The 24,316-nt window shown below is 37.9% G+C and carries 24 protein-coding genes, 6 tRNA genes and 1 other RNA gene; 14 read left to right on the forward strand and 17 right to left on the reverse strand.

Annotated elements, in window-relative coordinates; all coding sequences use genetic code 11:
- The first annotated feature begins 331 nt into the window (after window positions 1–331).
- Together V5M36_RS04010 and V5M36_RS04015 are read left to right on the forward strand one after the other, a co-directional pair.
- On the forward strand, window positions 332–538 hold the full coding sequence (locus V5M36_RS04010; RefSeq protein ID WP_338562261.1) for a PA3496 family putative envelope integrity protein: 207 nt from the start codon (window positions 332–334) through the stop codon (window positions 536–538).
- Window positions 539–606: 68 nt separating this feature from the next.
- Window positions 607–1,131 carry a YecA/YgfB family protein gene (locus V5M36_RS04015; protein ID WP_338562264.1) on the forward strand — a complete coding sequence of 175 codons (525 nt, stop codon included), beginning with the start codon at window positions 607–609 and terminating at the stop codon, window positions 1,129–1,131.
- Window positions 1,132–1,451: 320 nt separating this feature from the next.
- Here the strand turns inward: V5M36_RS04015 and V5M36_RS04020 are convergent, their stop codons facing one another.
- Entirely contained in the window at window positions 1,452–2,048 is a 597-nt protein-coding gene (locus V5M36_RS04020) for a DedA family protein (RefSeq protein WP_338564026.1), read from the reverse strand.
- Between the two features lie 248 nt (window positions 2,049–2,296).
- Window positions 2,297–3,229 (reverse strand): oxygen-dependent tRNA uridine(34) hydroxylase TrhO, encoded by a 933-nt coding sequence (trhO, locus tag V5M36_RS04025; RefSeq protein ID WP_338562266.1) that lies wholly within the window; start codon window positions 3,227–3,229, stop codon window positions 2,297–2,299.
- 115 nt (window positions 3,230–3,344) lie between these two features.
- On the opposite strand from trhO, the gene V5M36_RS04030 reads away from it, so the two are divergent.
- On the forward strand, window positions 3,345–3,830 hold the full coding sequence (locus V5M36_RS04030) for a DUF1289 domain-containing protein (protein WP_338562268.1): 486 nt from the start codon (window positions 3,345–3,347) through the stop codon (window positions 3,828–3,830).
- 244 nt (window positions 3,831–4,074) lie between these two features.
- Here V5M36_RS04030 and panD read toward each other — a convergent pair whose 3' ends face one another.
- The 11 genes from panD to V5M36_RS04085 all read right to left on the reverse strand — a co-directional run bounded on the left by panD (window position 4,075) and on the right by V5M36_RS04085 (window position 10,161).
- A complete protein-coding gene (gene panD, locus V5M36_RS04035) occupies window positions 4,075–4,455 on the reverse strand; it encodes an aspartate 1-decarboxylase (RefSeq protein WP_338562270.1) in 381 nt (126 codons plus the stop codon).
- 137 nt (window positions 4,456–4,592) lie between these two features.
- Window positions 4,593–5,174, reverse strand: coding sequence for an aminoacyl-tRNA hydrolase (gene pth / locus V5M36_RS04040; protein WP_338562272.1), 582 nt, complete (start codon window positions 5,172–5,174; stop codon window positions 4,593–4,595).
- Window positions 5,175–5,192: 18 nt separating this feature from the next.
- Complete coding sequence (gene rplY / locus V5M36_RS04045; RefSeq protein WP_338562274.1) at window positions 5,193–5,489, reverse strand: 50S ribosomal protein L25; 297 nt, start codon at window positions 5,487–5,489, stop codon at window positions 5,193–5,195.
- Between the two features lie 100 nt (window positions 5,490–5,589).
- Window positions 5,590–6,543, reverse strand: a complete 954-nt coding sequence (locus V5M36_RS04050) for a ribose-phosphate pyrophosphokinase (RefSeq protein ID WP_338562276.1) — start codon at window positions 6,541–6,543, stop codon at window positions 5,590–5,592.
- Between the two features lie 37 nt (window positions 6,544–6,580).
- Window positions 6,581–6,655 (reverse strand) — tRNA-Gln (locus tag V5M36_RS04055).
- Window positions 6,656–6,747: 92 nt separating this feature from the next.
- Window positions 6,748–6,822: transfer RNA gene (locus tag V5M36_RS04060), tRNA-Gln, on the reverse strand.
- 19 nt (window positions 6,823–6,841) lie between these two features.
- Window positions 6,842–6,916: transfer RNA gene (locus V5M36_RS04065), tRNA-Gln, on the reverse strand.
- Between the two features lie 31 nt (window positions 6,917–6,947).
- Window positions 6,948–7,022 (reverse strand) — tRNA-Gln (locus tag V5M36_RS04070).
- Window positions 7,023–7,026: 4 nt separating this feature from the next.
- Window positions 7,027–7,854, reverse strand: a complete 828-nt coding sequence (gene ispE, locus V5M36_RS04075) for a 4-(cytidine 5'-diphospho)-2-C-methyl-D-erythritol kinase (RefSeq protein ID WP_338562278.1) — start codon at window positions 7,852–7,854, stop codon at window positions 7,027–7,029.
- 18 nt (window positions 7,855–7,872) lie between these two features.
- Window positions 7,873–8,451, reverse strand: a complete 579-nt coding sequence (lolB, locus tag V5M36_RS04080; protein ID WP_338562280.1) for a lipoprotein insertase outer membrane protein LolB — start codon at window positions 8,449–8,451, stop codon at window positions 7,873–7,875.
- Between the two features lie 6 nt (window positions 8,452–8,457).
- Window positions 8,458–10,161 carry a tetratricopeptide repeat protein gene (locus V5M36_RS04085; protein ID WP_338564031.1) on the reverse strand — a complete coding sequence of 568 codons (1,704 nt, stop codon included), beginning with the start codon at window positions 10,159–10,161 and terminating at the stop codon, window positions 8,458–8,460.
- An 84-nt stretch (window positions 10,162–10,245) separates the two neighbouring features.
- Between V5M36_RS04085 and hemA the strand changes: the two genes are divergently transcribed.
- On the forward strand, window positions 10,246–11,529 hold the full coding sequence (gene hemA, locus V5M36_RS04090) for a glutamyl-tRNA reductase (RefSeq protein WP_338562282.1): 1,284 nt from the start codon (window positions 10,246–10,248) through the stop codon (window positions 11,527–11,529).
- A gap of 21 nt (window positions 11,530–11,550) precedes the next feature.
- On the opposite strand, the gene V5M36_RS04095 is transcribed toward hemA, so the two are convergent.
- Both V5M36_RS04095 and V5M36_RS04100 read right to left on the reverse strand, forming a co-directional pair.
- The gene (locus V5M36_RS04095; RefSeq protein WP_338562285.1) at window positions 11,551–13,470 is read right to left on the reverse strand and encodes a DNA primase; all 1,920 of its coding nucleotides are present in this window, start codon (window positions 13,468–13,470) and stop codon (window positions 11,551–11,553) included.
- Between the two features lie 155 nt (window positions 13,471–13,625).
- Entirely contained in the window at window positions 13,626–14,639 is a 1,014-nt protein-coding gene (locus tag V5M36_RS04100) for an outer membrane protein assembly factor BamD (RefSeq protein WP_338562287.1), read from the reverse strand.
- 71 nt (window positions 14,640–14,710) lie between these two features.
- On the opposite strand from V5M36_RS04100, the gene rluD reads away from it, so the two are divergent.
- The 5 genes from rluD to V5M36_RS04125 all read left to right on the forward strand — a co-directional run bounded on the left by rluD (window position 14,711) and on the right by V5M36_RS04125 (window position 20,707).
- A complete protein-coding gene (gene rluD / locus V5M36_RS04105; protein WP_338562289.1) occupies window positions 14,711–15,763 on the forward strand; it encodes a 23S rRNA pseudouridine(1911/1915/1917) synthase RluD in 1,053 nt (350 codons plus the stop codon).
- Between the two features lie 314 nt (window positions 15,764–16,077).
- The gene (gene pgeF / locus V5M36_RS04110) at window positions 16,078–16,818 is read left to right on the forward strand and encodes a peptidoglycan editing factor PgeF (RefSeq protein ID WP_338562292.1); all 741 of its coding nucleotides are present in this window, start codon (window positions 16,078–16,080) and stop codon (window positions 16,816–16,818) included.
- A 40-nt stretch (window positions 16,819–16,858) separates the two neighbouring features.
- Window positions 16,859–17,410, forward strand: a complete 552-nt coding sequence (locus V5M36_RS04115) for a flavodoxin family protein (protein WP_338562294.1) — start codon at window positions 16,859–16,861, stop codon at window positions 17,408–17,410.
- 367 nt (window positions 17,411–17,777) lie between these two features.
- Window positions 17,778–19,004, forward strand: a complete 1,227-nt coding sequence (locus V5M36_RS04120; protein WP_338564034.1) for a hypothetical protein — start codon at window positions 17,778–17,780, stop codon at window positions 19,002–19,004.
- 254 nt (window positions 19,005–19,258) lie between these two features.
- Entirely contained in the window at window positions 19,259–20,707 is a 1,449-nt protein-coding gene (locus tag V5M36_RS04125; RefSeq protein ID WP_338562296.1) for a hypothetical protein, read from the forward strand.
- A 51-nt stretch (window positions 20,708–20,758) separates the two neighbouring features.
- Here V5M36_RS04125 and smpB read toward each other — a convergent pair whose 3' ends face one another.
- Window positions 20,759–21,235 carry an SsrA-binding protein SmpB gene (gene smpB / locus V5M36_RS04130; protein WP_338562298.1) on the reverse strand — a complete coding sequence of 159 codons (477 nt, stop codon included), beginning with the start codon at window positions 21,233–21,235 and terminating at the stop codon, window positions 20,759–20,761.
- A 141-nt stretch (window positions 21,236–21,376) separates the two neighbouring features.
- Between smpB and coaD the strand changes: the two genes are divergently transcribed.
- The 4 genes from coaD (at window position 21,377) to V5M36_RS04150 (ending at window position 22,693) form a co-directional block, all read left to right on the forward strand.
- The gene (coaD, locus tag V5M36_RS04135) at window positions 21,377–21,868 is read left to right on the forward strand and encodes a pantetheine-phosphate adenylyltransferase (RefSeq protein ID WP_338562300.1); all 492 of its coding nucleotides are present in this window, start codon (window positions 21,377–21,379) and stop codon (window positions 21,866–21,868) included.
- 1 nt (window position 21,869) lies between these two features.
- Window positions 21,870–22,133 carry a YfhL family 4Fe-4S dicluster ferredoxin gene (locus V5M36_RS04140; RefSeq protein WP_338562302.1) on the forward strand — a complete coding sequence of 88 codons (264 nt, stop codon included), beginning with the start codon at window positions 21,870–21,872 and terminating at the stop codon, window positions 22,131–22,133.
- A gap of 28 nt (window positions 22,134–22,161) precedes the next feature.
- An RNA gene (gene rnpB / locus V5M36_RS04145) (RNase P RNA component class A) lies at window positions 22,162–22,544 on the forward strand.
- Between the two features lie 72 nt (window positions 22,545–22,616).
- Window positions 22,617–22,693: transfer RNA gene (locus tag V5M36_RS04150), tRNA-Met, on the forward strand.
- Window positions 22,694–22,925: 232 nt separating this feature from the next.
- On the opposite strand, the gene V5M36_RS04155 is transcribed toward V5M36_RS04150, so the two are convergent.
- Complete coding sequence (locus tag V5M36_RS04155) at window positions 22,926–23,879, reverse strand: RDD family protein (RefSeq protein WP_338562304.1); 954 nt, start codon at window positions 23,877–23,879, stop codon at window positions 22,926–22,928.
- 360 nt (window positions 23,880–24,239) lie between these two features.
- Here V5M36_RS04155 and V5M36_RS04160 point away from each other — a divergent pair.
- Window positions 24,240–24,316 (forward strand) — tRNA-Met (locus V5M36_RS04160).

Here is a 24,316-nt window from a genome sequence, read left to right on the forward strand (position 1 = left end):
ATGATAGCACAATTATCCTCGTCTAGTATCTGAATAGATCAGCTAATTTGGTTAAAAAAAACCAGTGACGTAAGTTATATATCAAATTATGGGGATAATTTTTTTGTTTTCAAGGGCTCAAGCCGCCTTTGTTTTAAAAGCAGCAGTTTATTGTTTCAAACCCTATCTATGGTAGATAAATTTATAACTGAATAATAATGTAAATAATAGACTTAAATAATGATTTTTTTGTTGATTAAATTCTATAAATCAAATAAAACTTGACAAGTCTACAGAACACAGATAAATAGCGCGTAGATCCATTCTTTTTTTCATTCATGAGGTAGTTTTAGTGTCTTCTACAGATTTTGAATTAGATGATAACTACAGTGATGATGATGCTGGTTTTGAGGAAACTACACCCAAAATTAGCATCAAAGAATCATTAGAAAAGCGTCGTTTAATTGATGACTTACTTGAACAACGTCGTCTGGATCGTGAGTTGAAAGATCTGGAATATGATTTTGATGACGATGACTTTGACGACATAGATGATTAATTTAGCATTGGGCTTAACAGCTTAAAATGTTATTCTAATCAATTAAGATAATATCTGTTGGAAACAAAATGAGTGCTTTAAATTTAGACCTGTTGAGTGACTATTTAGATGGCGACCAAAATGAGCATGGTCTAGATTTTGCGGCGACTCATGGTTTTTTGAGTGCGACAGCTGTGGGTCCAAAATTTGATCGTTGGTTGGATGAGTTATTTGACAACAATCAAAGCAAAGTGCCTGCGGATATGTTGACGCAAGTCAAACTTTGGTTAGAAGATTTACGCCAAAAACTTGCCAATGAAGAAGGAATCGCTTTCCCTTTTGAGATTGAAGAAGCAAGTGTTGAGTCAAGCCTAGGGGATTGGAGTGTTGGCTTTGTCGATGCAATGTTCCTCAATGAAGATGCATGGTTTACACCTGAGTTTGAAGAGCAATTGGTTGATTTAACTTTACCGATTATGGTCTTTAGTGGTGTAGACGAAGAAGATCCACAAATGGAATCTTTCCGTCGCAATGGCCAATTGATGGACGAGCTTGCAGAAGAAATTCCAGATAATTTAAATGAATTATACTTGATGTACCACACGCCAGAATAATTCAAGCGAATGTATTGAAAAGCACCTTCGGGTGCTTTTTTTTTTTTTTTTATTTCAAATGATCAATAATAGATCTTTTTCATAAGTCGAAAAATGTTCATTGAGGCGTAATAATTTGATACTTAAAAATCCCTTCTCCCTTTGGGAGAGGGTTAGGATGAGGGGGTACTGATGATGAGTGTGTTATGTGAATAATGACTTTTGAAAGCAGCCAAATACTCATTATCAAAAACTATTAAATCTAAGTTTTAAGGTGAATCTTGAAATTTTTTAAAGAGATTTGAATTTTTTAAAGAGATTCAGATTTTTGATGAACGTTATTATCCATTAGATTGTGCTTTTTTCTTGCGTTGTTGTCTGCGGTACAGTACCCAAAAAATAATCACAGCAATAATGACGAGAATGATGTAACTCACTTGACTAAATATTTGATGCATCATTTCAGTATTATTACCAAAATAATATCCGACACAGGCTAGAAATGTCGTCCATATGATGGTTCCTAAAGCACTGTAGGTCATAAACTTCCAGAAAGGCATTCGACTCATGCCTGCTGGAATACTAATCAATGAACGAACAGCAGGGATCATACGGCCAAAGAACACAATACGATGACCATATTTCTCAAACCAATCGAGTGATTTTTTAACATCAACTGATTTTATAAACAGATATTTGCCGTAGCGATCAATGTATTTAAACAGTGTGTCGTGCGAAATTTTACGCCCAATCCAATACAGCACAGCCGCGGCGATTAATGAACCTAGGCTGCCTGCAATGATCACACCAGTAAGCACGAGTTGTCCCTGTGAGGCGGTAAAACCAGCAGAGGGCATAATAATTTCTGAGGGAATAGGAGGGAAGACATTGTCTAAAAACATCAATAAAGCAATTCCAAAATAACCGAGTTGCTCCATGATTGAAATAATCCAGTCTGTCATGGTCGAGCTTATATTCATAATATTGGGTTCATGCTAATTTTTTTAACTTTTAAAATATAGTCTTATTTTGTTTAAGTCTGATTTCTTATATACGAGACTCATCTATTTCACTGAATTTTATTTTTAGAACATATGTGTTGAAAGTCGGTCATTGTAGATCTATAAAAAAAACCGCGACAGAATCGTGCGGTTTTATCATTATTTAGATTGACTCAGAGATGAAATTAGAGGCGTTTACGCTTTGCTGCTGCAATTTGAGACTGACGCATACGGAAGCCGGCTTTTTGTTTCTCAGTGGTTTTTTCAATACAGTAAACACAAGACACGCCATGTTCATAGCTAGCCAGTTCTACTTCTGCAGGTAACAGCGGCCATCCGCAGGCATGACATTTGGTATGTTCACCTTCTTCAACACCGTGTGTTACCGCAGTACGGCCATCAAATACAAAACATTCACCTTCCCACATGCTTACTTCTGCTGGAGTCTCTTCTAAATATTTTAAGATACCGCCTTTCAGATGATAAACCTCAGTGAAACCTTCTTGTAATAAGAGGGAAGTTGATTTTTCACAACGGATACCACCGGTACAGAACATTGCAATTTTTTTATCTTTGTGTTGTTCTAAATTTTGCTTTACGTATTCAGGAAATTCGCGGAAAGATTCAGTTTTAGGATCAATCGCGCCTTTGAATGTTCCCGCTTTGTATTCGTAGTCATTACGCGTATCGACAAGAACCACATTGTCGCTTGCCAGTAGTTCGTTCCATTCTTTAGGATCTAGATAGTGTCCAACTAAATCACGTGGTTTTACTTCAACACCCAGTGTCACAATTTCTTTTTTATGTTTAATTTTCATTTTACGGAAAGGCTTTTCATCACTGAACGATTCTTTATATTCCAGTGTGGTGAAACCTTCATTGATTAAAAATTGATGAATCGTATCAATCGCTTCACGGTCACCCGCAACTGTGCCATTGATTCCTTCACTTGCTACAATTAGAGTACCGCATAGATTGATCGATTTTACCAAGTCCAATAATCTTTGTTGAAGATCCAATGAATCTTTAACTTCGTGAAATTGATAAAGTGCGGCAACAACCCAACCAGAGGTCGCTTGCTGTTCTACAGGTGCAAGCTGTTCTACAGTAGCGTTCATGGAGTACTCCAAATGTATTAATATAGGGATAATTCAAGGCGCATATTCTAACGCGTATTGAATGAATATGCGAGAAAACCATATTATAAATATGGCTTTAATTGAGGAAATAATTTTGAGTAATGATCGTCGAATACCTTCTCTTACCCCATGTGCAGGGCGTTGCTCTACGGTATTTGGTGATGCAGTCTGTCGTGGTTGTCGAAGATTTAACCATGAGGTTATACAGTGGAACACATATACTGCTGAACAGCGAATGATGATTTGGCAGCGTTTAGATATGCAGCTAGATCAAATATTGGTCCCGATGCTACCGCATGCCGATATTCAACAAGTTGAAATTTTTATTGAAAACAAACGTATTCGTATTTTTGATACAGCCTCGAAGGGACGTAGACTTTATCATGCATTAAAATTATGTGAAAAAAACAAACAACTTGCTGATGAGAGTGGTTTGGGTATTCAAGCAACGCAAGTTAAACAGATTTGGACTGAATTTGAGAGAAGGGTGCTTGCATTAGCAACAGCAAGTTACGAATTGGCATGGTTACGTGCAAATGGGATCAGTCGAAGTTTGTTGCACAGTCTGGATGAAATTTAAAAATTGTTGCTGCGCTGCTGTGAAGTTGTAAAGTTGAATGTTCTTAGTCTTAGAAAAGGTTAATTGAGATTTAAAATTAATTTGATTTCACAGTCCCATATTTTGAAAATCTACGCTTATTTAAGCAGCCATAATTTTCATTGGTGTTTATTGTCATTATGACGTTTTGGAACGTGCGAAATAATAAGCATAAAAAAGCTCGCCTATTGCGAGCTTTTTTATTTTTCATCTTGTTGGCTTATCACTAAGCAACTTGCACAGGAATGCAGTTTGCAGTGTGATTTACAGTATTATTTGGATTTGCATAGACTAAGCGTGGCTTGTGGGCATCTGCTTCAGCAATGGTGAAATCACCAAAAGTCGCAATGATCACCAAATCTCCGATGTCAGCTTGATGAGCTGCGCCACCATTCACAGAGATAATCCCTGAATTTTCTTCACCACGAATCGCGTAAGTCGTAAAGCGCTTGCCGTTGGTTACATTCCAAATATGAATTTCTTCATATTCACGGATACCAGCTAAATCAAGTAAAACACCATCAATTGCACATGAACCTTCATAATGAAGTTCTGCTTGAGTAACAACTGCACGATGAATTTTAGCTTTTAATAAGCGAGATAGCATGGGAAGCGTCTCCTGAGTTGCCCTAGGACTGTTGTGTTAAAAACAATATCGATTGGGGGGTACAAATGAAAGCGCATTTTGCTCTTAAAAAGTGCTCATGGCAAGATAAATTGTTGGACATTTATGAACTTAATTACTTAAGGTTTATAAGCATTTATTAGATTCATTGCTTGTTGTATCTCACCATCAATCATTAATTTGATGCGGCTCATTGCGTGATGTAGAGCATCATCCATGAGTGATTGTTCACTTGAAGGGGCTTTGCTGAGGACATGTCCAGAAACACGTTCTTTTGCGCCAGGGTGCCCAATACCAATTCGTAAACGATGAAAATTTGGACCTGTATGAGGCACAATATCGCGTAAGCCGTTATGACCCCCATGTCCACCACCTGTTTTAAGGCGAATGATACCGGGTTCCATATCAAGTTCATCATGTGCGATAAGCATTGATTCAGGTGTAATATTATAGAATTTGGCGTAAGGAACAACACTTTTGCCTGAGGCGTTCATAAAGGTTGTTGGCATGAGTAGACGAACGTCTTTGCCTTGGATGCTGCCGCGACCGCTAATTCCGTGAAATTTGGGATCGTTTTTTAGGGAAATGCCATATTGATCTGCTAGGCGTTCAATAAACCAGAAGCCTGCATTATGGCGGGTTTGAGCATACTCTTTACCAGGGTTGCCCAAACCAACAATCAGTGAAATATTATTTGACACTAATTACACCATCAACACTTATGCGCGAACGAAGTCAGCATGCATAGGTGTGTTTTTAGCTGGGTGACGTTGTAAAGCTTGGATTTTAACGCTTTCAGCTTTACCGTCGATATTTACTTCAATTACTTCTTCAAAGAAAGCATTGTTTTCTAGAGCTTTAACAAGTTGACGAAGCTCTAAAGTAATTGCTACAGGTTCAGCAGTACCACCGTAGATGATCGCTGGAACTTTGTTTTGAAGACGAAGGCGGCGGCTCGAACCTTTCCCTTGAATTGATTCTTCACGAGCTACTGCATTTAATACGAAGTTTGCCATGATAGACATTCCTAATTTAAGTTTAATTGACTAGACCTTCGACCAGTCTAGTGATAGAAAACCCTGCCATGAGGCAGGGCTTTTATAATTTAGCGCTATATTATAGATAAGAATCAAACATTGCGCTAATAGATTCTTCGTTATTAATACGTCGAATTGTTTCAGCAACCATGCTAGCAACTGAAACTTGGCGAATTTTACCAAGTGCTTGCGCTTCTTCTGATAAAGGAATGGTGTCACAGACAACCAATTCATCAATCACAGAGTTACGTAAGTTTTCAATTGCTTTGCCAGATAAAACTGGATGTGTTGCATAAGCAATGACTTTGCGAGCACCAAAAGTTTTTAATGCATCAGCTGCTTTACAAAGTGTACCTGCTGTATCCACCATGTCATCAACAATCACACAATCGCGATCTTTAACATCACCAATCAAATGCATCACTTGTGATTCATTTGCTTTTTGACGACGTTTATCAATGATAGCTAGATCGATATCACCCATTTGTTTAGCGACAGCACGAGCACGAACTACACCACCAACGTCTGGAGAAACAACCATAAGATTATGGTGAGACTGTTGACGTAGATCAGCTAGAAGCGCTGGTGTACCGTAAATGTTGTCTACAGGGATATCGAAGAAACCTTGAATTTGATCGGCATGCAAATCAATCATTACCACACGGTCAATACCAACAGTAGTCAACATATCTGCAACAACTTTTGCAGTAATTGGTACACGGGATGAGCGAGGGCGACGATCTTGGCGAGCATAACCAAAATAAGGAATCACAGCTGTGATACGACCAGCACTTGCACGACGCAAAGCATCTGCCATTACTAAGATTTCCATAAGGTTATCATTAGTAGGAGCGCAAGTAGGTTGAACCACGAACACGTCTTTACCACGTACATTTTCGGTAATTTCGACAGCGATTTCACCATCAGAAAATTGACCTACAGATGCAGCACCTAAAGGAATGTGCAAATGGCTTACGACTTTTTGAGCGAATTGTGGATGTGCAGATCCACTAAAAACGACAAGATTGGGCATGAAGCACCCTTGGCGGTTGAAGTATAGAGAAAATAGATGGCAGGGGTAGCTGGATTCGAACCAACGGATGCCGAGATCAAAACCCGGTGCCTTACCACTTGGCGATACCCCTAATGCGGCAGAACTTTAATAGTTTTACGTGAATTTGTCAAGGTTGTTTGGCAATGTTCTACGTAATTTTATTCTGTCTTTTTTGAACTGAAATGGCAGGGGTAGCTGGATTCGAACCAACGGATGCCGAGATCAAAACCCGGTGCCTTACCACTTGGCGATACCCCTAATGTGACGTTGTGTTTAATGGCAGGGGTAGCTGGATTCGAACCAACGGATGCCGAGATCAAAACCCGGTGCCTTACCACTTGGCGATACCCCTAAAACACAAAACATCTACAGGCGAAAAATGATGGCAGGGGTAGCTGGATTCGAACCAACGGATGCCGAGATCAAAACCCGGTGCCTTACCACTTGGCGATACCCCTATCATTAAACTTGAATATGATTTAATGGTGATTCATTTAAACTATTCACCAAGTAAGCTTTACAAGGAGAAAGTTTAAGAATCTCATCAAGATTCATATCTTCAGTTACTTCAGTAAAAACACAAGCACCTGTACCTGTAAGTTTTGCAATACCGAACTGATCTAAATATTGCATCGCTTCATCGACTTCAGGATATAAACGTCTTGCTAGATGCTCAAAGTTATTTCCGAAATCAGATGGCTTTATCTGATAGGCGCAAAATTTAGTAGGCTTCGTGTTTCTTGTCAATGTTTTTTGCGAAAATAGCAGCTGAGTGCTGATAAAACAGTCAGGTTTTAATACAATGTATTGTTTTTGATCTAAGTCTATGAATGTTAAGTGTTCACCAATCCCTTCAGCCCATGCATTTCGACCATGAACAAAGATAGGTACATCTGCGCCAAGTTTGAGACCTAAATCAGCGAGTTGTTCAATATTTAAACTGCACTGCCAAAGTTGATTGACAATCAGCAGGGTGGTCGCTGCATTTGAAGAGCCACCACCTAGACCTGCACCCATAGGAATGTTTTTTTCAATACGAATATTGAGCCCCGTTGGTTTTTTGGCATAAGGTTTTAAAATTTGAGTGGCTTTGTAAATGAGATTTTGCTGAAGCTCAACACTTTGCAAGCCATTAATTTTGACTTCAGAATCAACTATTTGTTCGAACTCCAGCCAGTCGCATAGATCGATCAGCTGGAAAATACTTTGTAATTCGTGATAACCATTTTCACGACGGCCGATAATATGCAAAAACAAATTTAACTTGGCAGGAGACGGAACACGAATCATAGTTTTTAAGCTTTTAAATTAACGGTTTTGAATGACCATTGTAATACGATTTTCTTTACCAGATTCAAGCTGTTGTTGTAAAATTAATCGGTTTGGGAGTTGGGCAGTGTCATTGTAGCTGAGTTGAATGTTCCAGCCATCCTCATTGATTTGTGTAATACGCTGCTGTTGGTCTTTTTCGAGCTGAGCTTGTAAGGTTGCAGGTTTCGCTTGTATCCAGTGAATTAAATGTGTGATTGGTGCTTGCCATCCTGTAGCACGTTCCAATAACTCTTCGGGAGTTTCTGCTGTGATCAAACCTGTTTTAGTGCTGTTTAAACTCACTTGACCGGGTTGTCCAGAGATTTGAGTCTTTCCTATACCGAGTATTCCGCTTAACTCAATATCAAACTGATCTTCATTTTGTTCCCATACAAAAAAAGCACTTCCAGATTGCTGAGGACTTTTAACACCAATTTTTCCTTGCAAACTAAATTGATTAGGACTTTCTGCTGCACTTGCCACATGCGGCTTTGTGGCAATACTTTGACATCCAGTTAAAGCGACTGCGCCAATTGAGCTCGATAAAATAAAAATGATTTTGAAAAGTTTAAGCATGAAGAATTAACTCATTTTGAAATTTTGAGGCAACAATAAACTATTTAATTGTTCTAATTGCGGATCATTTGGATGATTTTTTTGCAGTTGTTGTAACACATTGCTAAATTTTTCTAATGCACCTTGCATATACAGTGCTTTCGCAAAACGTATGCCGATATTGATACTTTTGCTGAGATCATAAGCCTTGCCGAGAACTTTACTTGCTTGATCAAAATCATTTTGCAAGAAAGTAATATAACCAAGCGTATCGAGTATTGAGGCTTGTTCAGGAGCGTTTTCAAGTGCTCTTTCTGCATAGCCTCGTGCTTCATCTAAACGCGTATTTTGTAATGCAAGCGTATAGGCATAAGCATTCAAATAGGTCGGACTATTGGGCTCAATTTTTAATAATTTTTTTAACACACTGTCGAGTTGATCACGATCTGTAAAAGGATCGAGCAACAAAACCTCAGAATAAAGAAGTTCAGGGTCGTCTGGAAGGTTTTTTACCGCTTCATTTAAAAGACCCAATGCAGCCTTTTTATTGCCCATTTTTTTTAAAATTTCAGCCTGTGCTTGATATAAAAAGCTGGCTTGTTGCGGGAAGTTTACCCGTTCTTGAGTAAGGAAGCGCAATGCATCATTCAGACGATTTTGCTTGTCATAAATCGCTATTAAATTTTTGCGCGAGAGCATGTATAGGTTGCCATCTACCAAGCGATAGTAGGCTTTTGCAGTCTCATAATGTTGTTTGCGATCTGCATTTAGAGCCAGATAATAATAAGCATCATTTTGATATTGATTAGAATATCGTAGCTCAACGAGATACTGTTCAGCTTGTTCATATTCTTTCAAGTCGATAGACGTTAGGCCTGCAATAAAGAGTGCTTCTTCTGCATCTGGCCATTTTTTAATGATTTTTTTGAGTTTTTCTATAGCTGTAGCGGTTTGATTAATTCTCACCAAGTAACGAACCTCAGCCATATGGACTTCGAGATTGTTCTTATTTTTCCTAGAGCTGACATCAAACCATTTTAAAGTTTCTTCTTCATCACCTAAGGCCATGAGTAAATTGGCTTTAAGAAGAATAAACCCCGTCGCTTTAGGACGTTTTTTAAGGGCCTTATTTAAGGTCTTTAACGCTTGTTCAACTTCATTGTTCTGTGCTTCTAGGCTGGCAATCAAGACTAAAATTGATGGATTGTCTTTTTCTTGACTGTTTTGAAGCGTGGATAATAAGTTTTGACGGTCTTCCGCAGATTCAGGCGAAATACCTTCTAAAATTTGTTCCAAATCTGAATCTGGGTCTAAATTGAGAATATTATCCAATACTTCAGCAGCCAACTCATATTCATGTGATTTGAGTGCGATATGCGCTAAATAAAATTTTGCTGGAACATCTTGAGGTTCCTGAACCACCCAATGTGTGGCAATATCTAGAGCAGCTTGTAAGTTGTTATTATCTAGTGCAATTTGCAGAGCACGTTGTTTAATACTGGTTGAACTATTCTGAATGGCAAGAACGGTATAGTTGTGAAGCGCAGTTGTTGTGTCATTGGACGCAAGGGCAAACTCAGCAACTATAGTCTGTTCTATGACTTTGGTATTTGAATGTACATGATTAATTTCTCCAGATGCTCTAATATGAGCACTGTAAGTCATGCTACCTACAAGCAAGAATGTGGTAGAATACTGTTTAATTGTCGTTCCGTTGATTCGGCTATTTATTTGACGCAAATTTTTATCCAAGTACTGCTTTTTATGACACCGTTATTGCACAATAGCATAAATATAGCGAATTGATGATCTGATATGTCTTTCTTTGCATTGGGTGTCAACCATCAAACCGCCTCCGTTGAACTGCGAGAAAAAGTGGCTTTTAACCCTGAAAGGTTAAGAGATTTATTTGCAGAACAAAGTCACGATCATGCTTTAAATGACATGGTTGTGGTTTCAACGTGTAATCGGACTGAAGTCTATGCCATGGCTGAGAATGCTGAAATGGTACTAGATTGGCTTGCGCAAAAAAACGGTATTGATGTAAAGCAACTTGAGAATCATATCTATCGTTATGAAAATTCAGATGCTGTAACGCATTTGATGCGCGTTGCTTCGGGCCTAGACTCTCTTATGCTGGGTGAACCGCAAATTATGGGTCAGGTAAAGTCTGCACTGAGTTTAGCCAAAGATTCAGAAGTAGTCTCAGCCAATTTAAATCGTATTTTTGAATATGCATTTTATGCTGCTAAACGTGTTCGCTCTGAGACAGCAGTAGGAAGTCATGCAGTTTCAATGGGTTATTCAGTGGCTCAGTTGGCACTACAAGTGTTTAGTCAACCTGAAAAGCTTACGGTAATGGTGGTCGCTGCAGGGGAAATGAATAGCTTGGTTGCGAAACATCTGGCTGAAATGGGTGTTGCTAAAATTATCATTTGTAACCGCGGTATTGAACGTGCACAGCAACTTGCACAAGAAATTTCTCATCGGGTTGAAGTAGAAGTTGTTCCATTTACAGAATTGGCAGAACATTTACATCGTGCAGATGTAGTTTCGAGTTGTACCGGAAGTTTACATCAAGTGATTTCCTATGCAGATGTTAAGACCGCGTTGAAGCAACGTCGCTATAAGCAAATGTTATTGGTTGATTTGGCTGTACCGCGTGATATCGAGCCTAAAGTTGAAACTCTCGATGGCGTATATTTATACGGTGTAGATGACCTGCAAAGTGTCATTGAAGAAAACTTAGCGCAACGTCGTCAAGCCGCAGTTGAAGCTGAGGTGATGGTTAATCAATTAGCAACGCAGTTGATTACCCAAAACAAAGTCAGTCAAGCAGGCAATACCATTCAGCTTTATCGTGAACAAGGTGATAAAGTCCGCCAAAAAGAGCTGGATATCGCATTAGAACGTATTCAAAATGGCGAAGATCCAACGCAAGTGATGCAACAATTTGCGCATCGTTTAACGCAAAAACTCTTACATCCGACATCACTTTTATTGCGTGAAGCAGCGAAAGCTGAAAATCCAGCGTATTTTGAAGATATGAAAGAAAGCCTAGGTGAAATCTTTAAGCAGCTCCGTCAGCCGAAAGCCTAACAACTTAAAATATTGATTAGGTTATTCATTCACCAGCTTTAAACCGATTTTTTTGGTGAGCTCATTCAACTGTTGTCTTAAGAAACGAACCTCACTTAATGAAGAAGGTTTCTTGAGTTTTTGTTTTAAGAATTTTTCTTGTAGTGATAATGAATATTCAGAGGCTAATTTATCGGCCATTTCTGGCGCTTGCGTTAAGGCCTGAATATTGGTGCGCTGCATGATCTCTGCCAGTTCTGAATGAAACGGGCTACACGCGCCTAAAATATAATAGCTTGCAAGTTCTTGGTCATCCGGTAGATCGTCAAAAACAATATTAAAGATGGCCAATATTTTTGCTAATAGCTCATCTTCTGGAATTAAAGCGCGCAAAACTTCAAAGTGTATATATAAAAAAGGATGATGCATCAGCATCGCCACAGCAAAATCTTCATCTTTGGTTCGAATATTAAAAGATAGGGATGCGTCTAAACTGACTTGTGGTTGCCATTTTTTATTGAATCCCAATTTATCTTTAAAGAACTGACGGATCAAATATTTATATGAACCATGTTTGGGCATTAAATCGGTTAATTGATTCAATTCTGCCATCACCTGACTTTTCCCTTCAGGTGTGGTGATTTCGTATTGTTGGCTAAGAAGCGCAAAAATAAAATCTGACAATAATGGCGCTTGTTGCCACAATCGATTGAAAGTTTCGAGTCCTTCTTTGCGTACTAGAGAGTCTGGATCATGCTCTTTGGGCATAATAAAGAATTTGAGCTCTCGACCGTCATTAAGCAGAGGGAGTGCGATATCTAGAGTACGTCGCGCAGCTTTTTGACCCGCAGCATCGCCATCAAAAGCAATCGTGATTTGATTGTTTTGTTTGAATAAGGTGGTGAGATGATCTGCATTACTGGCTGTACCTAAAGTTGCAACCGCACCAGGAATACCTGCTTGTTGTAAGGCGATCACGTCCATATAGCCTTCAACCATGAGCCAGTTTTGAGCTTTGAGTTTACGGCCCTCATACAAACCATAGAGCAGTTGATTCTTGTGAAATACTTCCGAGTCTGGCGAGTTAATATATTTGGGTTTGATCTCGTCATTCAATGCACGACCGCCAAAACCAACTACACGACCTTTGGCATCACGTATGGGGAAGATGACGCGCTCACGAAGTAGATCGAAATCACGGCCACTGTCACTGGTGCGAATTAAACCGAGTAACTTCAAACCTTCAATATCTTGAGGGAAGGCTTTTTCTAAGTGTTGCCAATCTTCAGGTGCATATCCTAACCGCCAATATTGAACAGTATCTGCGCCTAAACCCCGACGTCTAAAATACTGTTGAGCGATTTTACTATGTGGGAGTTGTTTTTCGTAAAAAAGCGCTACATTTTCCAAGAGATCATATAAATTCCCTTCTTGAGGAATGTCTTGATCATACTGATCATTAAAAGCAAAAGCTGAACCATCAAAGGCATCGAAAGCTTCAGTGTTTTGGAAGGCTTCAAATGGATCTGCCTCAAAGGAAGCAGATATATCAGCGTTTATATCTTGTGTTTGTGTATTTTGAACATTAGGTTGAGTTGGCGCAGGAGCAACTTGAGCGACAGGTTTCGTTGACTCACGCTTATAAGAGATTTTTTTTGCGTTGTAATTGTCTTTAGGAAGTTCAATACCTGTTTGACCCGAAAGATCTTTCATTACATCGATAAAATTTCGATGATCAATATCCATCAAAAATCGAATTGCATTCCCGTTGGCTTGGCAACCGAAACAATGAAAATATTGTTTATCACGATAGACATGAAAAGAAGGAGATTTTTCCTGATGAAAAGGACAGCAGCCTGAATATGTTCGCCCCGTCTTTTTTAATTTCACACGTTGACCAATCAGATCGACGATATCGGTACGATCCAAAATTTGATCTATGGTGTGCTGAGGTATAGCCATACTAAAAAGTCAGGTCTAGTAAAGTCGCAGTGGGATGGTGAGTTTAAAGCATTATGCATATGAAATATATCCATACGCAAGTTTTGTCTTAAATTCTGTCGATAAAAAAGGCGGGAATATATCCCACCTGATTTTAATCAAATTCGTTAAAAAAATTATTTACGTTGTGGATCATAGAGGCTTTCATTGGCTGGCGCACTTTCGAGATTTTCGTCTGCATCGCGATTACCCAATAAACCAAAACTTACTCGATTTAATAAAGATGATTCAGGCTTTTGTTGTTCAACTTGAGCCATATCTTTACTTTGTGATTTTGCTTCACGACCTAAAATACCTAAGGTTGCTTTGTTTAACCAGTTACCTTCTTTACGCGCTGCACGTAAATTAACTTCACCATTGCTTTTAACCAAATGAGGATAGTTTAATTTCAGCACTTCAATATATTGTTGAGACGTGGCTTTATCACCCAGCTTATCATAGCCATATGCCATTGTTGCCAAGGCTTCAGGAATCTGCGGAGTTTTCGGATAATGCTCAACCACCCATTGACCGCGTTCTACTGCTGCAAGCCAAGCTTTACGTTTGATGTTATAGCGTGCTGCATTCATTTCGCTTTCAGCCATTTCTTGACCAATATATTGCATGCGCTGAGCAGCATCTACAGCATATCGGCTTGAAGGGAAGCGACGAATGAAATCAACAAAATTTTGATATGCAACTTTTAAGTAACTTACATCACGATGCGATTGTTGCAATGAGGTGTAGCGAATCAAACCGTCATAATTTTGCTCCATATTCGCTACACCACGAACATAATAAGCATAATCCACATTGGGGTGATTTGGATTTAAGCGAATAAAGCGATCAGCTAATGTAATTGCGCCTTCATAATCTTTCTGCTGAAACTTTGTGTAAAGCAAGTCTAGTTGTGCTTGCTGAGTATATTGTCCAGTTGGATAATATGTATCAATTGCAACAAGTGATTGTGCGGCATCGCTATATTGGCCACGATCTAATGCTTTTTGAGCTTTATCAAAATATATTTGTTCGCTTGATTTAGGTCCAGTATCGACTACATCTTTCTTTGGATTACTGCTACAGCCCACAAATGTAGCTGCTAAGCCTAACGATAAAGCAAGCATTGTAACTTTATAACGTGGTAGCGACATAAAAATTCCTCTGTTTATACGGGCAATAGGCTACAATTGCACTATTAAACCACTTTTGTCCGAATGAGCAAATGACTTCAGCACAATCTTCTAATTCTAATTTCCCAGAAAACGACTTCAACTTACTTGAAGAATCTGAGGATGCAGATAATCATACTTCAGCGTCAACTGCAACACGTTTATCGTTGCAATTTCAATTGGATGAGAGCTATTTAGGTCTGCGAATTGATCAAGTTGCTGCCATGGTTTGGAGTGACTTCTCACGCGAAAAATTGAAACAGTGGATGAAAGAAGGTCATCTATTGGTCAATGGAAATGTCGTAAAACCTAAGTATAAATGTGAAGGAAATGAAGCATTAAGCTTAGAAGTTGAGCTAGAAGCACAGACCAGCAGCCAACCTGAAAATATTCCTTTAGATATTGTGTACGAAGATGGTGACATTCTTGTGATCAATAAACCTGTTGGAATGGTTGTGCATCCAGGTGCAGGAAATCCGAACGGTACGTTGGTGAACGCACTTTTATATCATTATCCAAAATCTTCTGAGCTGTCACGTGCAGGCTTGGTGCATCGTATCGATAAAGATACCAGCGGCTTATTGGTGGTTGCTAAAAACTTAGAGGCACAGTTTTCTTTAAGTAAGCAATTAGAGAAGAAATCAGTGTTCCGTGTATATGATCTGATCTGTTACGGCAATATTATTGCAGGTGGGACGATTGATGAACCCATTAAGCGACATCCAGTCGATCGTGTAAAAATGGCTATTTTGCCTGGTGGCCGTGATGCTGTAACGCACTACAATGTCAAAGAGCGTTTCCAAAACTTTACTCGTGTACAAGCTCGCTTGGAAACAGGTCGTACCCATCAGATTCGTATTCACTTTACCTATATTGGATTTCCATTAGTCGGTGATCCTGTTTATGTGAGTCGCGTTAAAGTTCCTGCAGGGGCATCTGAAAAACTAGCCTCTACAATTCGTGCTTTTAAACGTCAGGCACTTCATGCTACTCAATTGGGTCTAATCCATCCTCGTACACAAGAAGAGATGAAGTTTGAGGCGCCGTGGCCAGAAGATTTTGTAGAATTGCTTGAAACCTTAAGAACTGAAAATAAAGCATATTGATGTGAAAAAAAACTGCTCAAATTGAGCAGTTTTTTTTAAATGATTGATTTAGCTTCCACAAGCATCTGTGGTACCTGTAGGAAATGTATTTGTAAACTTCGATTTATCTGTCACCAATTTTAAAGACCTTGTTTTATCCAGATGTGAAGAGGTTACCTCAACTACACCAAAGGATGGTTGAGTATCTAAGACAATACAATTAATTTATAGCTGTTAGGTTTGGATGAAAATAAACCAATTAAAATACGAATTTCGAAAGCTTTGTCAATTCAGATTATGATCATTGTAATAGAATAATTTTTAATGAGAGCAACATGCAATTTGTTCAAGGATTACCACACGGGGTCTATGTCGGCCAAACTCAAATTGAGCATGCGAAGAGTGTAAATTCTAATATCCTAGAGTTGGCAGGTTTTAATTTGGCTTTACATGTCAATGATGATCCAATGCGAGTTCAACAACATCGCATGGCTTTATTGAATGAATTTGCAGAATATGATGTAAATAAGATCACATGGATGACGCAGACCCACAGTACGATTTGTCATACCATCAATGAAGAAATGACATTTACGGCACTGGTAGGGGATGGATTAGTCACACAAACTCAAGGGCATGCCTTGATGATGATGACAGCAGACTGCTTACCTGTTGTTCTTGGTAATGCAGTAGGTACAGAAGTTGCAAATTTGCATGCAGGCTGGCGTGGTTTAGCCAACGGAATCGTTGAAAATACCATTTTAAGCATGCAGTCTAAGCCAAATTGGGCATGGTTAGGTGCTGCCATAAGCCAGCCATGTTTTGAAGTGGGTGGAGAAGTATATGAGGTTTTTTGTGAAAAATACCCAGAACTTATACATGCATTTAAAGACAGTGAAAATCAAGGGAAATATCAAGCGGACTTATATGCGATTGCGCGTTATATTTTAAAAAAACAAGGTGTTGAAGTTATTTGGGGTGGGGGCGAGTGTTCCTATCTCGATAACGAAAAATATTATTCATATCGCCGTAATGCGAAAACTGGGCGCATGGCAACATTCGTATTTATGGCTTAGAAAGTGTTAAACTGTCGCCACGTTTTTATCTAGTTATCTTATGTCTGATCTTAACAAATCTCTTGCTATTGTTTATCACAGTCCTTATGGACACACTGCAAAAGTTGCACAATTCATAGCGCAAGGTGCTCAGAATTTGGGAGTTGCAGTGCATATCATGAATATTGAAGAAATAGACTGGGATGTGCTAGATCAGGTACAGGCAATCGTTTTTGGCTGTCCAACCTATATGGGCAGTGTTAGTGGTCCTTTTAAAATGTTTATGGACTCAAGTTCAAAGCGATGGAAAAATCGTGACTGGCAAGGCAAGTTGTCAGCTGGATTCACCAATTCTGGTGGCTTAAGTGGAGATAAGCTTTCTGTATTACAACAGATTAACCTATTTGCAATGCAACACGGTATGTTGTGGTCAGGCCTGCCTTTAATGCCAACAGGGCACGGTGAAAATGATTTAAATCGTTTATCGAGTAGTTTGGGTTTAATGACACAATCAGATAATGCGCCCGTTGAAATAACCCCGCCAGCAGGTGACTTAAAAACTGCAATTTGGTTTGGTGAGTATTTAGCGGCTTTGTTAAATAAAATGAAATAAGCCAATGGTTAAGCATTGAAATCTTCAATGCTTTTTTTATGAAAAATTTAACTCAAAATCAAAGTAAATAGTTTGTGATTTTTTGTTTAATTTTAATTGTCATTTTTGGAATTGTAGTTTTGTAAATAGGTCATTGAAATCAATAAAAATATAAACTTGTACAGTAATTTTGACTTATGTGTTAACAATTTATCACTTTACAGAAAGGTGAAATTTTCACATATTGAATGTAGTTGCTTATGGATTAAGCAGAAATATAACAATCAAAAGTAAATGATTAAAAATTTGATGGAGAATGGAAATGAGTTTTAACCTTAAGCCTCTTGCGCTTTTGTCACTTATTTTTCCAGTATTTTGTGCCACTAGCATGGCAAATGCTCAAAATATCCAAACAATGCAGTCCCTCAGTGATACTGAGTTGTCTGACATAAATGGTCAGGCATTATTGAGTCTAAGCAATATCGCTCCAAATGATTCCTCTAATAAAATGTCAGGACAAGGAATAGGTTTTTACAAATTAGGCCTAGAAGCGGATCTTGAACTCAATGCCAACATAAAAAAACTACAGTTGGGTTGTGGTGGAGTGAATGGTGCAGGTGGTTGTGATATTGATATTGATAATTTGAGTCTAAGTGGGATTTCAGATACCTCAGAAGGTCGAGCTGGTTCTTCAGCAAAACTAACCAATCCATTTTTAGAGTTTGCAATCAAAAATCCCACCTCAGCATCAACGCGTGAAATGGTCGGAATTAGATTGAGTGCTGAAAGAGCTTTGGGATTACTTACATTAGGTGATGAAAACTCAGCAAAACCTAATGGAATTAATAGTTTAAGCGGTTATCTAAAAATTAATCCAACTACAGGTCTTGGTACTACTGCTGCCCGTAATATGTCGTATGCTGATACGGGCCAAACAATAGATGGTAATGTTAGTACGAGATTTATTATTCCCTTAATTTTAGGTTTTAAATCAGATGATTATAATTTGGGATTACAGTCTACAACAGCAGATATTAGAATAAATGGTCAAACAATTTCAGGGAACAGAATGACCAATGCTTTATTGACGGGTAGTGCTGATATTAATCCGATTAATTTTGCTGGTAATTTAGGTGCCTCATTAAATGCTACTTTTGGATTATTAACACTGCAAAAACAAGTGACAGGAAATATCACTGGTTTGAAAGCAAATGTTAGTGTTGATCAAAGTTTAGGATTAATTCATAAGCTACAAGTCAATAATCCATTTTCTTTATCACTTCAACAACAAAATGTATGGTGGCCAGGTGCTGATGCCACAGCACAACGGGGATGGTGGATGGCATTCGATGATGCAATTGATATTGGTAACGTTACTCCTTCTCAGCAGATAGTTATAACTAATGATGTTCTGAAACAGGTCGTAAACCCTATTAGTACATTCTTAAAAGCTAATCCTGTTAGCTGTTCAGTATTAAATTGTCTTTTTGGTGCGGATTTAGCTGTTGGGAAAGTGAATCTACCGAATACATCAGTGAATTTTCCCTTAAAAGACTTACAGCTAACCAATCAGAGTTTTGCACCAAACTGCTATGGCAATCTCAAATTTTGTTAATACGGGTTTATGAGTTTTGCAATTATTTACAGTAGTAATAAAAAAACCTCCATATGGAGGTTTTTTTATTACTACTTTTCTTGGTTCTATTTTAATTTTCATCATCCAGACTCAAAAATGACATGTATTTCATTTTGTCGGTAAATTATTGACCCAGCCACACTTGTGTTTTATTTTGTAATTTATAACAACTAAAAATTTAAAAATGTTTTTGACTGCAATGTTAAAAACTCAAAAGATCGGGAAGTCTGCTGATGAAAAATAAATGGATGAAGATGTTGATTTGTTTAGCACCTCTTACTTTAAGTATTCAGAGTGTGAAAGCTAGTCAAGTTGATCTAAAGGTAATGTCAGATCAAGAACTCTCGGATACGAATGGTCAGGCATTATTGAGTCTAAGTAATATCGCTCCAAATGATAATGCGAATTTAATGAGTAAATACAGTTCTGGTTCAAATATCGGATTCTATAAGTTGGGTTTAGAAGCGGATCTGGAGTTAAATACAAATATAAAAAATTTACAGTTAGGTTGTGGTGGAGTCAATGGGGCTGGCAAATGCGATATAGATATTAAAAATGTATCTTTAAGTGGCTTGCCTTCGTTTAATGATGCAAATGGTAATCCAGTGTTCAGCGATGGTCGTGCAGCAACGAGTGCTAAATTGACCAACCCTTTTATGGAATTTGCAATTAAAAATCCCAGTTCTGCTTCTACCCGACAAGTAGTCGGTTTAAGGCTAAGTGCAGAACAAATTACTGGATTATTAACTGCTGGATTAGCAAATAATTTAACACCATCTTCAACAGATGGTATTCAAAATTTAAGTGGTTTTATGCGAGTAGCGGCAACAACTGGTGAAGCGACCACACTACCTACAGTATTTGGTAAAGATCAGAATCATCAAATTAGAGGATTGTTGAGTGCAATTGGTATTAACAGAGAATTTACTTCAGAACCAGGTAGCTCAGATACACAAGGTGTAACGATACCTTCATTAACTACGGGTTTTAATATCCCTGAGTTTCAGGTCAGTGGTAATCGCCTAGATAGTGCTACAGTGAGTGGAATTAAAACAAAAATAGATTCAATTAGTTTGTCTGATGGTCCTCTGAATCAATTGAAAGTTAATTTCCCAGCTCTTTTATTTTTCATAGGAAGCCAAGCTAAAATTAAACTAGCGGATGGTTCTGCTGTACGAAACCTAAATATGGATATAACTTTTAACCAAGCATTGAGTATGCTTCATAATATACCATTGACAGGGAATGGCGGTTATTTAAGTTTACAGCAACAATCTATTCTATGGCCAGGTAGTTATATTTCGAGCAGTGATAGTTCTGGCAAAACACTTGATAATATGACACAAAGTGATGTGTCTAAGACAGGTTGGTGGATGTCTTTTGCTGATCCTGTACAACTTGGTTATTTAAAAGCGACTGAAAAAGTAGATATTAAAAACGTAATGCCTCAAGTTGCAACACTAATGACTAATGAACTATTGAAAGAAGAAAATAGGGTTTATGCTCCATTAGGTTCGGCTTTGGGAACACTTTTTGGAATTACAATGACAACACCGAAACCTATTATTGTCGATTTAAATCAAGCAACTTTAGCAAATCCAGCCAAATTAGCTTTATCTAACTTGAAACTTGGAAACCAAGAGGTTAGAGCAAATTGCTACGGTAACTTACAATTTTGTTAGTTTAAATCATAATGTTAAATAATAAAAAACCTCCAGTTGGAGGTTTTTTTATTATTTATGGAAAATACGCGCTTTATCACGCTGCCAGTCACGATCTTTTTCGGTGGCACGCTTATCGTGCAATTGTTTACCTTTAACCAAAGCTATTTCAATTTTGACTAAACGACCTTTCCAATAGCACGCTAAAGGCACACAGGTATAACCTTTCTGATCGATAGAACCTTGCAGCTTTTCAAGTTCACGACGTGAAAGTAAGAGTTTACGAGTACGCGTTGCTTCAGGAACGATATGTGTTGAAGCAGATAAAAGAGGTTGAATTTGGGCACCAAACAAAAAAGCTTCATTATTTCTAAAGGTAATATAGCTTTCTGTAATACTCATACGCCCAGCGCGTAATGATTTAACTTCCCAACCTTGCAGTGAGAGACCTGCTTCGAATTTTTCTTCAATAAAATAATCGTGACGAGCGCGTTTGTTCTGCGCGATAGTGCCACTATTATTTTTTTTTACGACAATGTTTTTCGACATAATACTAAAATTCCAAGATTAGTTATATTTTGCCTCAAACTGAGCTCAAGGTGAAGTGATTTCAATATTAAAGAGGGAGTACGCTAAGAAACAACTTTTTGTTAAACTAACTGCCTAAACAATAAACTTGAGAATAAATGGATGTCTAAAACTCGTGTAATTTATCCAGGGACATTTGATCCGATTACAAATGGTCATATCGACTTGGTGTCACGTGCAGCGAAAATGTTTGATGAGGTTGTGGTTGCAATTGCAATCGGACATCATAAAAACCCTGTATTTAGTTTAGATGAGCGTGTAGCTTTGGCTAAATCCTCATTGAGTCATTTATCTAATGTCGAGTTTGTCGGGTTTGATGGATTGCTGGTGAATTTTTTTCAAGAACAGAAAGCTACAGCGGTACTTCGAGGTCTTCGTGCCGTTTCTGATTTTGAATATGAATTTCAACTCGCAAACATGAACCGTCGTTTAGATTCAAATTTTGAAGCTGTATTTCTGACACCTTCAGAACAATATTCATTTATTTCATCTACATTAGTACGTGAAATTGCTCGATTAAAAGGTGACGTGACACAGTTTGTACCTAAAGCTGTAGTCGAAGCCTTTGAGCGTAAACATCAACAGGGTTGGTAGCGTGTCTTTATATATAACAGATGAATGCATTAATTGTGATGTTTGTGAGCCTGTATGCCCCAATGAGGCCATTTATATGGGTGAGCTCATTTACGAGATTCATCCAGATCTATGTACTGAGTGTATTGGTCATCATGATCAGCCGCAATGCGAACTTTTCTGCCCTGTCGACTGTATACCCAAAGATCCGAATCATGTGGAAACATATGATGAATTGATGGATAAGTACAAAAAACTAATTGCTCAAAAAAGCACGAGCAATTAGTCGCAAAGTTTGTTAAGATGCGCGACTTGAAGTGAGCTAGACGATCGCTGCTGCTAAGGTCTCCGTGACTAAGGCAGGGGAGGAAAGTCCGGGCTTCATAGGGCAGGGTGCCAGGTAACGCCTGGGCGGTGAAAGCCGACGGCAAGTGCAGCAGAGAGTAGACCGCCATTTTTGCAACTTTCTTTCGAGAGAGCCTAGAGAAATGGTAAGGGTGAAAGGGTGCGGTAAGAGCGCACCGCGTGTCTGGTAACAGTTCACGGCAAGGTAAACCCCACCAGAAGCAAGACCAAATAGGAATCCTGAGGCACGGCCCGTGCTGGATTCGGGTAGGTCGCTTGAGCGTACGAGTGATTGTACGCCTAGAGGAATGATCGTTCACGACAGAACCCGGCTTATCGGCTCACTTCATCAAAATTTAAACAAACACGCTCAAAATTACTTGACCAATATCATAATCAAGTAGATAATGCGCCCACAGTTTATGGCTATGTAGCTCAGTTGGTTAGAGCACCGCACTCATAATGCGGGGGTCACAGGTTCAAGTCCCGTCATAGCCACCATTTTTATAGACCTTGCACACTTGCAAGGTCTTTTTTTGTCTGTAGATTTTATCAGAACTTTTTATTCATTTTTTTTAAATAAAATTTTAAAAATAATGATCAATATAAATATGTGAGGAGATTGATTTTCAATATGTCTTTTACTTTAAGTCAAATTTAAAGATTGCTTGAATAAAAGACATAGAAATCATTAAATCATAAAGATTGAAACTATTTGATTTTAATCGAAGGTTTAAAAACCAAGTTTAGTTGATGATTTATCGCCATTAAAGCTGATTAATGCTTTACCTTGATTAAAGCTTAGATCATAAATTACAGATTTAGACATTTTAGCCAAGCCAAACTGATAGCTTGAATTTAATTGAATTTGATTAATTTTATTTTCTTTAAAGAGCTTTGGATGGGCAGACTTTAAAGCCATAATTTGTTGACTGATAAAATCACGATCATTTAATTCTTGATGGGTATCGACATTAAAAATTAAAATGTTATTTTGACTTATCGTTTCCCCAAGACTTAGATAACGATTCTCAATACTTAAACTTTGAATACTGCGAGATAACCCAAGTTTTTCGATATCAACTGAATCAGTTTTGCTGTGTAACCAAATACTATTAATAAGTATGGTGACTAACAGTACAATACTTACAATATAATGTGTCTTCCAAATGGGTGGTTTTGCTACAAAATAATTTTTAGGGTTTTGAACTTGCGTATTGTTGAAAATATCATGTAATGACTGAGATGTTTTTCGATTAAAAATAACCAAATAAAAATTAATGATCAAAATACTAATCAAGAGTGCTTTTAGAATGCTTAAGCCTAAAGATTGCTGTGACAAAGATTGCAGATAGCCAGTGAAACACAGTGGTATAACGAAAATGCAGGATCTTGAAAATGCTCGTAAGAAAGTAATCGGTTGGTTACCCAAATTAGTGACTTGAAGGCTACAGATCATCTTACCAATAGTTTTCCCGTCCAAAATATTACTGTTAAAGATTGAGAAGTAGAATAAACAAATAAAAGTACCGAGAAGATTCAATATGAAGGGTGTGCCAGAAAAATATGTAATGAGATATTTACCCAATACTGTACATGTTGTGCCAAGGATAATTAGATCAATGATAAAAGCAAATATTCTTCTAAAGAGGGGGCGGGTGTTCTTCGAAGTTGAGTTCATTGTCATAAAGTTCACTTATTGTTTAAGGTTGTTCAAAATATAATTAAAATTTATAGAGCTGATTTTTATTTTAACATCGAAAATATGAATCAAAGTCTTTCTGTTCTTTAAATAATTTTTAGATATCAATTTTTAATATTTTGATTGCTATCGGTTGATTATTTATTCATATTTTATAGGAAGGATATTAGGTTCTAGCCGTGGAAAATTTCATGAAATCTATTTAATAGAACGCCAATATCAATAAAATTATAAATATGTATGTATTTTATTCGTTTGCATGTGATTTGCTTAAACTATGAACATTGAGGTTTTGAATTGCTTGACGTGAGTTATAGAAATTTAGATAATGCGCCCACAGTTTATGGCTATGTAGCTCAGTTGGTTAGAGCACCGCACTCATAATGCGGGGGTCACAGGTTCAAGTCCCGTCATAGCCACCA

The sequence above is a fragment of the Acinetobacter sp. KS-LM10 genome (assembly GCF_036896575.1).
Lineage (GTDB): Bacteria > Pseudomonadota > Gammaproteobacteria > Pseudomonadales > Moraxellaceae > Acinetobacter > Acinetobacter avistercoris.

Bases quoted from the DNA above. Each gene is read 5' to 3' on its own strand.
- V5M36_RS04095 (WP_338562285.1), bottom strand. From the start codon at position 13,470: ATGGCTATACCTCAGCACACCATAGATCAAATTTTGGATCGTACCGAT.
- coaD (WP_338562300.1), top strand. From the start codon at position 21,377: ATGTCTAAAACTCGTGTAATTTATCCAGGGACATTTGATCCGATTACA.
- hemA (WP_338562282.1), top strand. From the start codon at position 10,246: ATGTCTTTCTTTGCATTGGGTGTCAACCATCAAACCGCCTCCGTTGAA.
- V5M36_RS04020 (WP_338564026.1), bottom strand. From the start codon at position 2,048: ATGGAGCAACTCGGTTATTTTGGAATTGCTTTATTGATGTTTTTAGAC.
- V5M36_RS04115 (WP_338562294.1), top strand. From the start codon at position 16,859: ATGTCTGATCTTAACAAATCTCTTGCTATTGTTTATCACAGTCCTTAT.
- V5M36_RS04120 (WP_338564034.1), top strand. From the start codon at position 17,778: ATGGCAAATGCTCAAAATATCCAAACAATGCAGTCCCTCAGTGATACT.
- ispE (WP_338562278.1), bottom strand. From the start codon at position 7,854: ATGATTCGTGTTCCGTCTCCTGCCAAGTTAAATTTGTTTTTGCATATT.
- V5M36_RS04125 (WP_338562296.1), top strand. From the start codon at position 19,259: ATGAAAAATAAATGGATGAAGATGTTGATTTGTTTAGCACCTCTTACT.
- V5M36_RS04100 (WP_338562287.1), bottom strand. From the start codon at position 14,639: ATGTCGCTACCACGTTATAAAGTTACAATGCTTGCTTTATCGTTAGGC.
- rluD (WP_338562289.1), top strand. From the start codon at position 14,711: ATGACTTCAGCACAATCTTCTAATTCTAATTTCCCAGAAAACGACTTC.
- V5M36_RS04155 (WP_338562304.1), bottom strand. From the start codon at position 23,879: ATGACAATGAACTCAACTTCGAAGAACACCCGCCCCCTCTTTAGAAGA.
- smpB (WP_338562298.1), bottom strand. From the start codon at position 21,235: ATGTCGAAAAACATTGTCGTAAAAAAAAATAATAGTGGCACTATCGCG.
- lolB (WP_338562280.1), bottom strand. From the start codon at position 8,451: ATGCTTAAACTTTTCAAAATCATTTTTATTTTATCGAGCTCAATTGGC.
- V5M36_RS04050 (WP_338562276.1), bottom strand. From the start codon at position 6,543: ATGCCCAATCTTGTCGTTTTTAGTGGATCTGCACATCCACAATTCGCT.
- pgeF (WP_338562292.1), top strand. From the start codon at position 16,078: ATGCAATTTGTTCAAGGATTACCACACGGGGTCTATGTCGGCCAAACT.
- trhO (WP_338562266.1), bottom strand. From the start codon at position 3,229: ATGAACGCTACTGTAGAACAGCTTGCACCTGTAGAACAGCAAGCGACC.
- rplY (WP_338562274.1), bottom strand. From the start codon at position 5,489: ATGGCAAACTTCGTATTAAATGCAGTAGCTCGTGAAGAATCAATTCAA.
- panD (WP_338562270.1), bottom strand. From the start codon at position 4,455: ATGCTATCTCGCTTATTAAAAGCTAAAATTCATCGTGCAGTTGTTACT.
- V5M36_RS04015 (WP_338562264.1), top strand. From the start codon at position 607: ATGAGTGCTTTAAATTTAGACCTGTTGAGTGACTATTTAGATGGCGAC.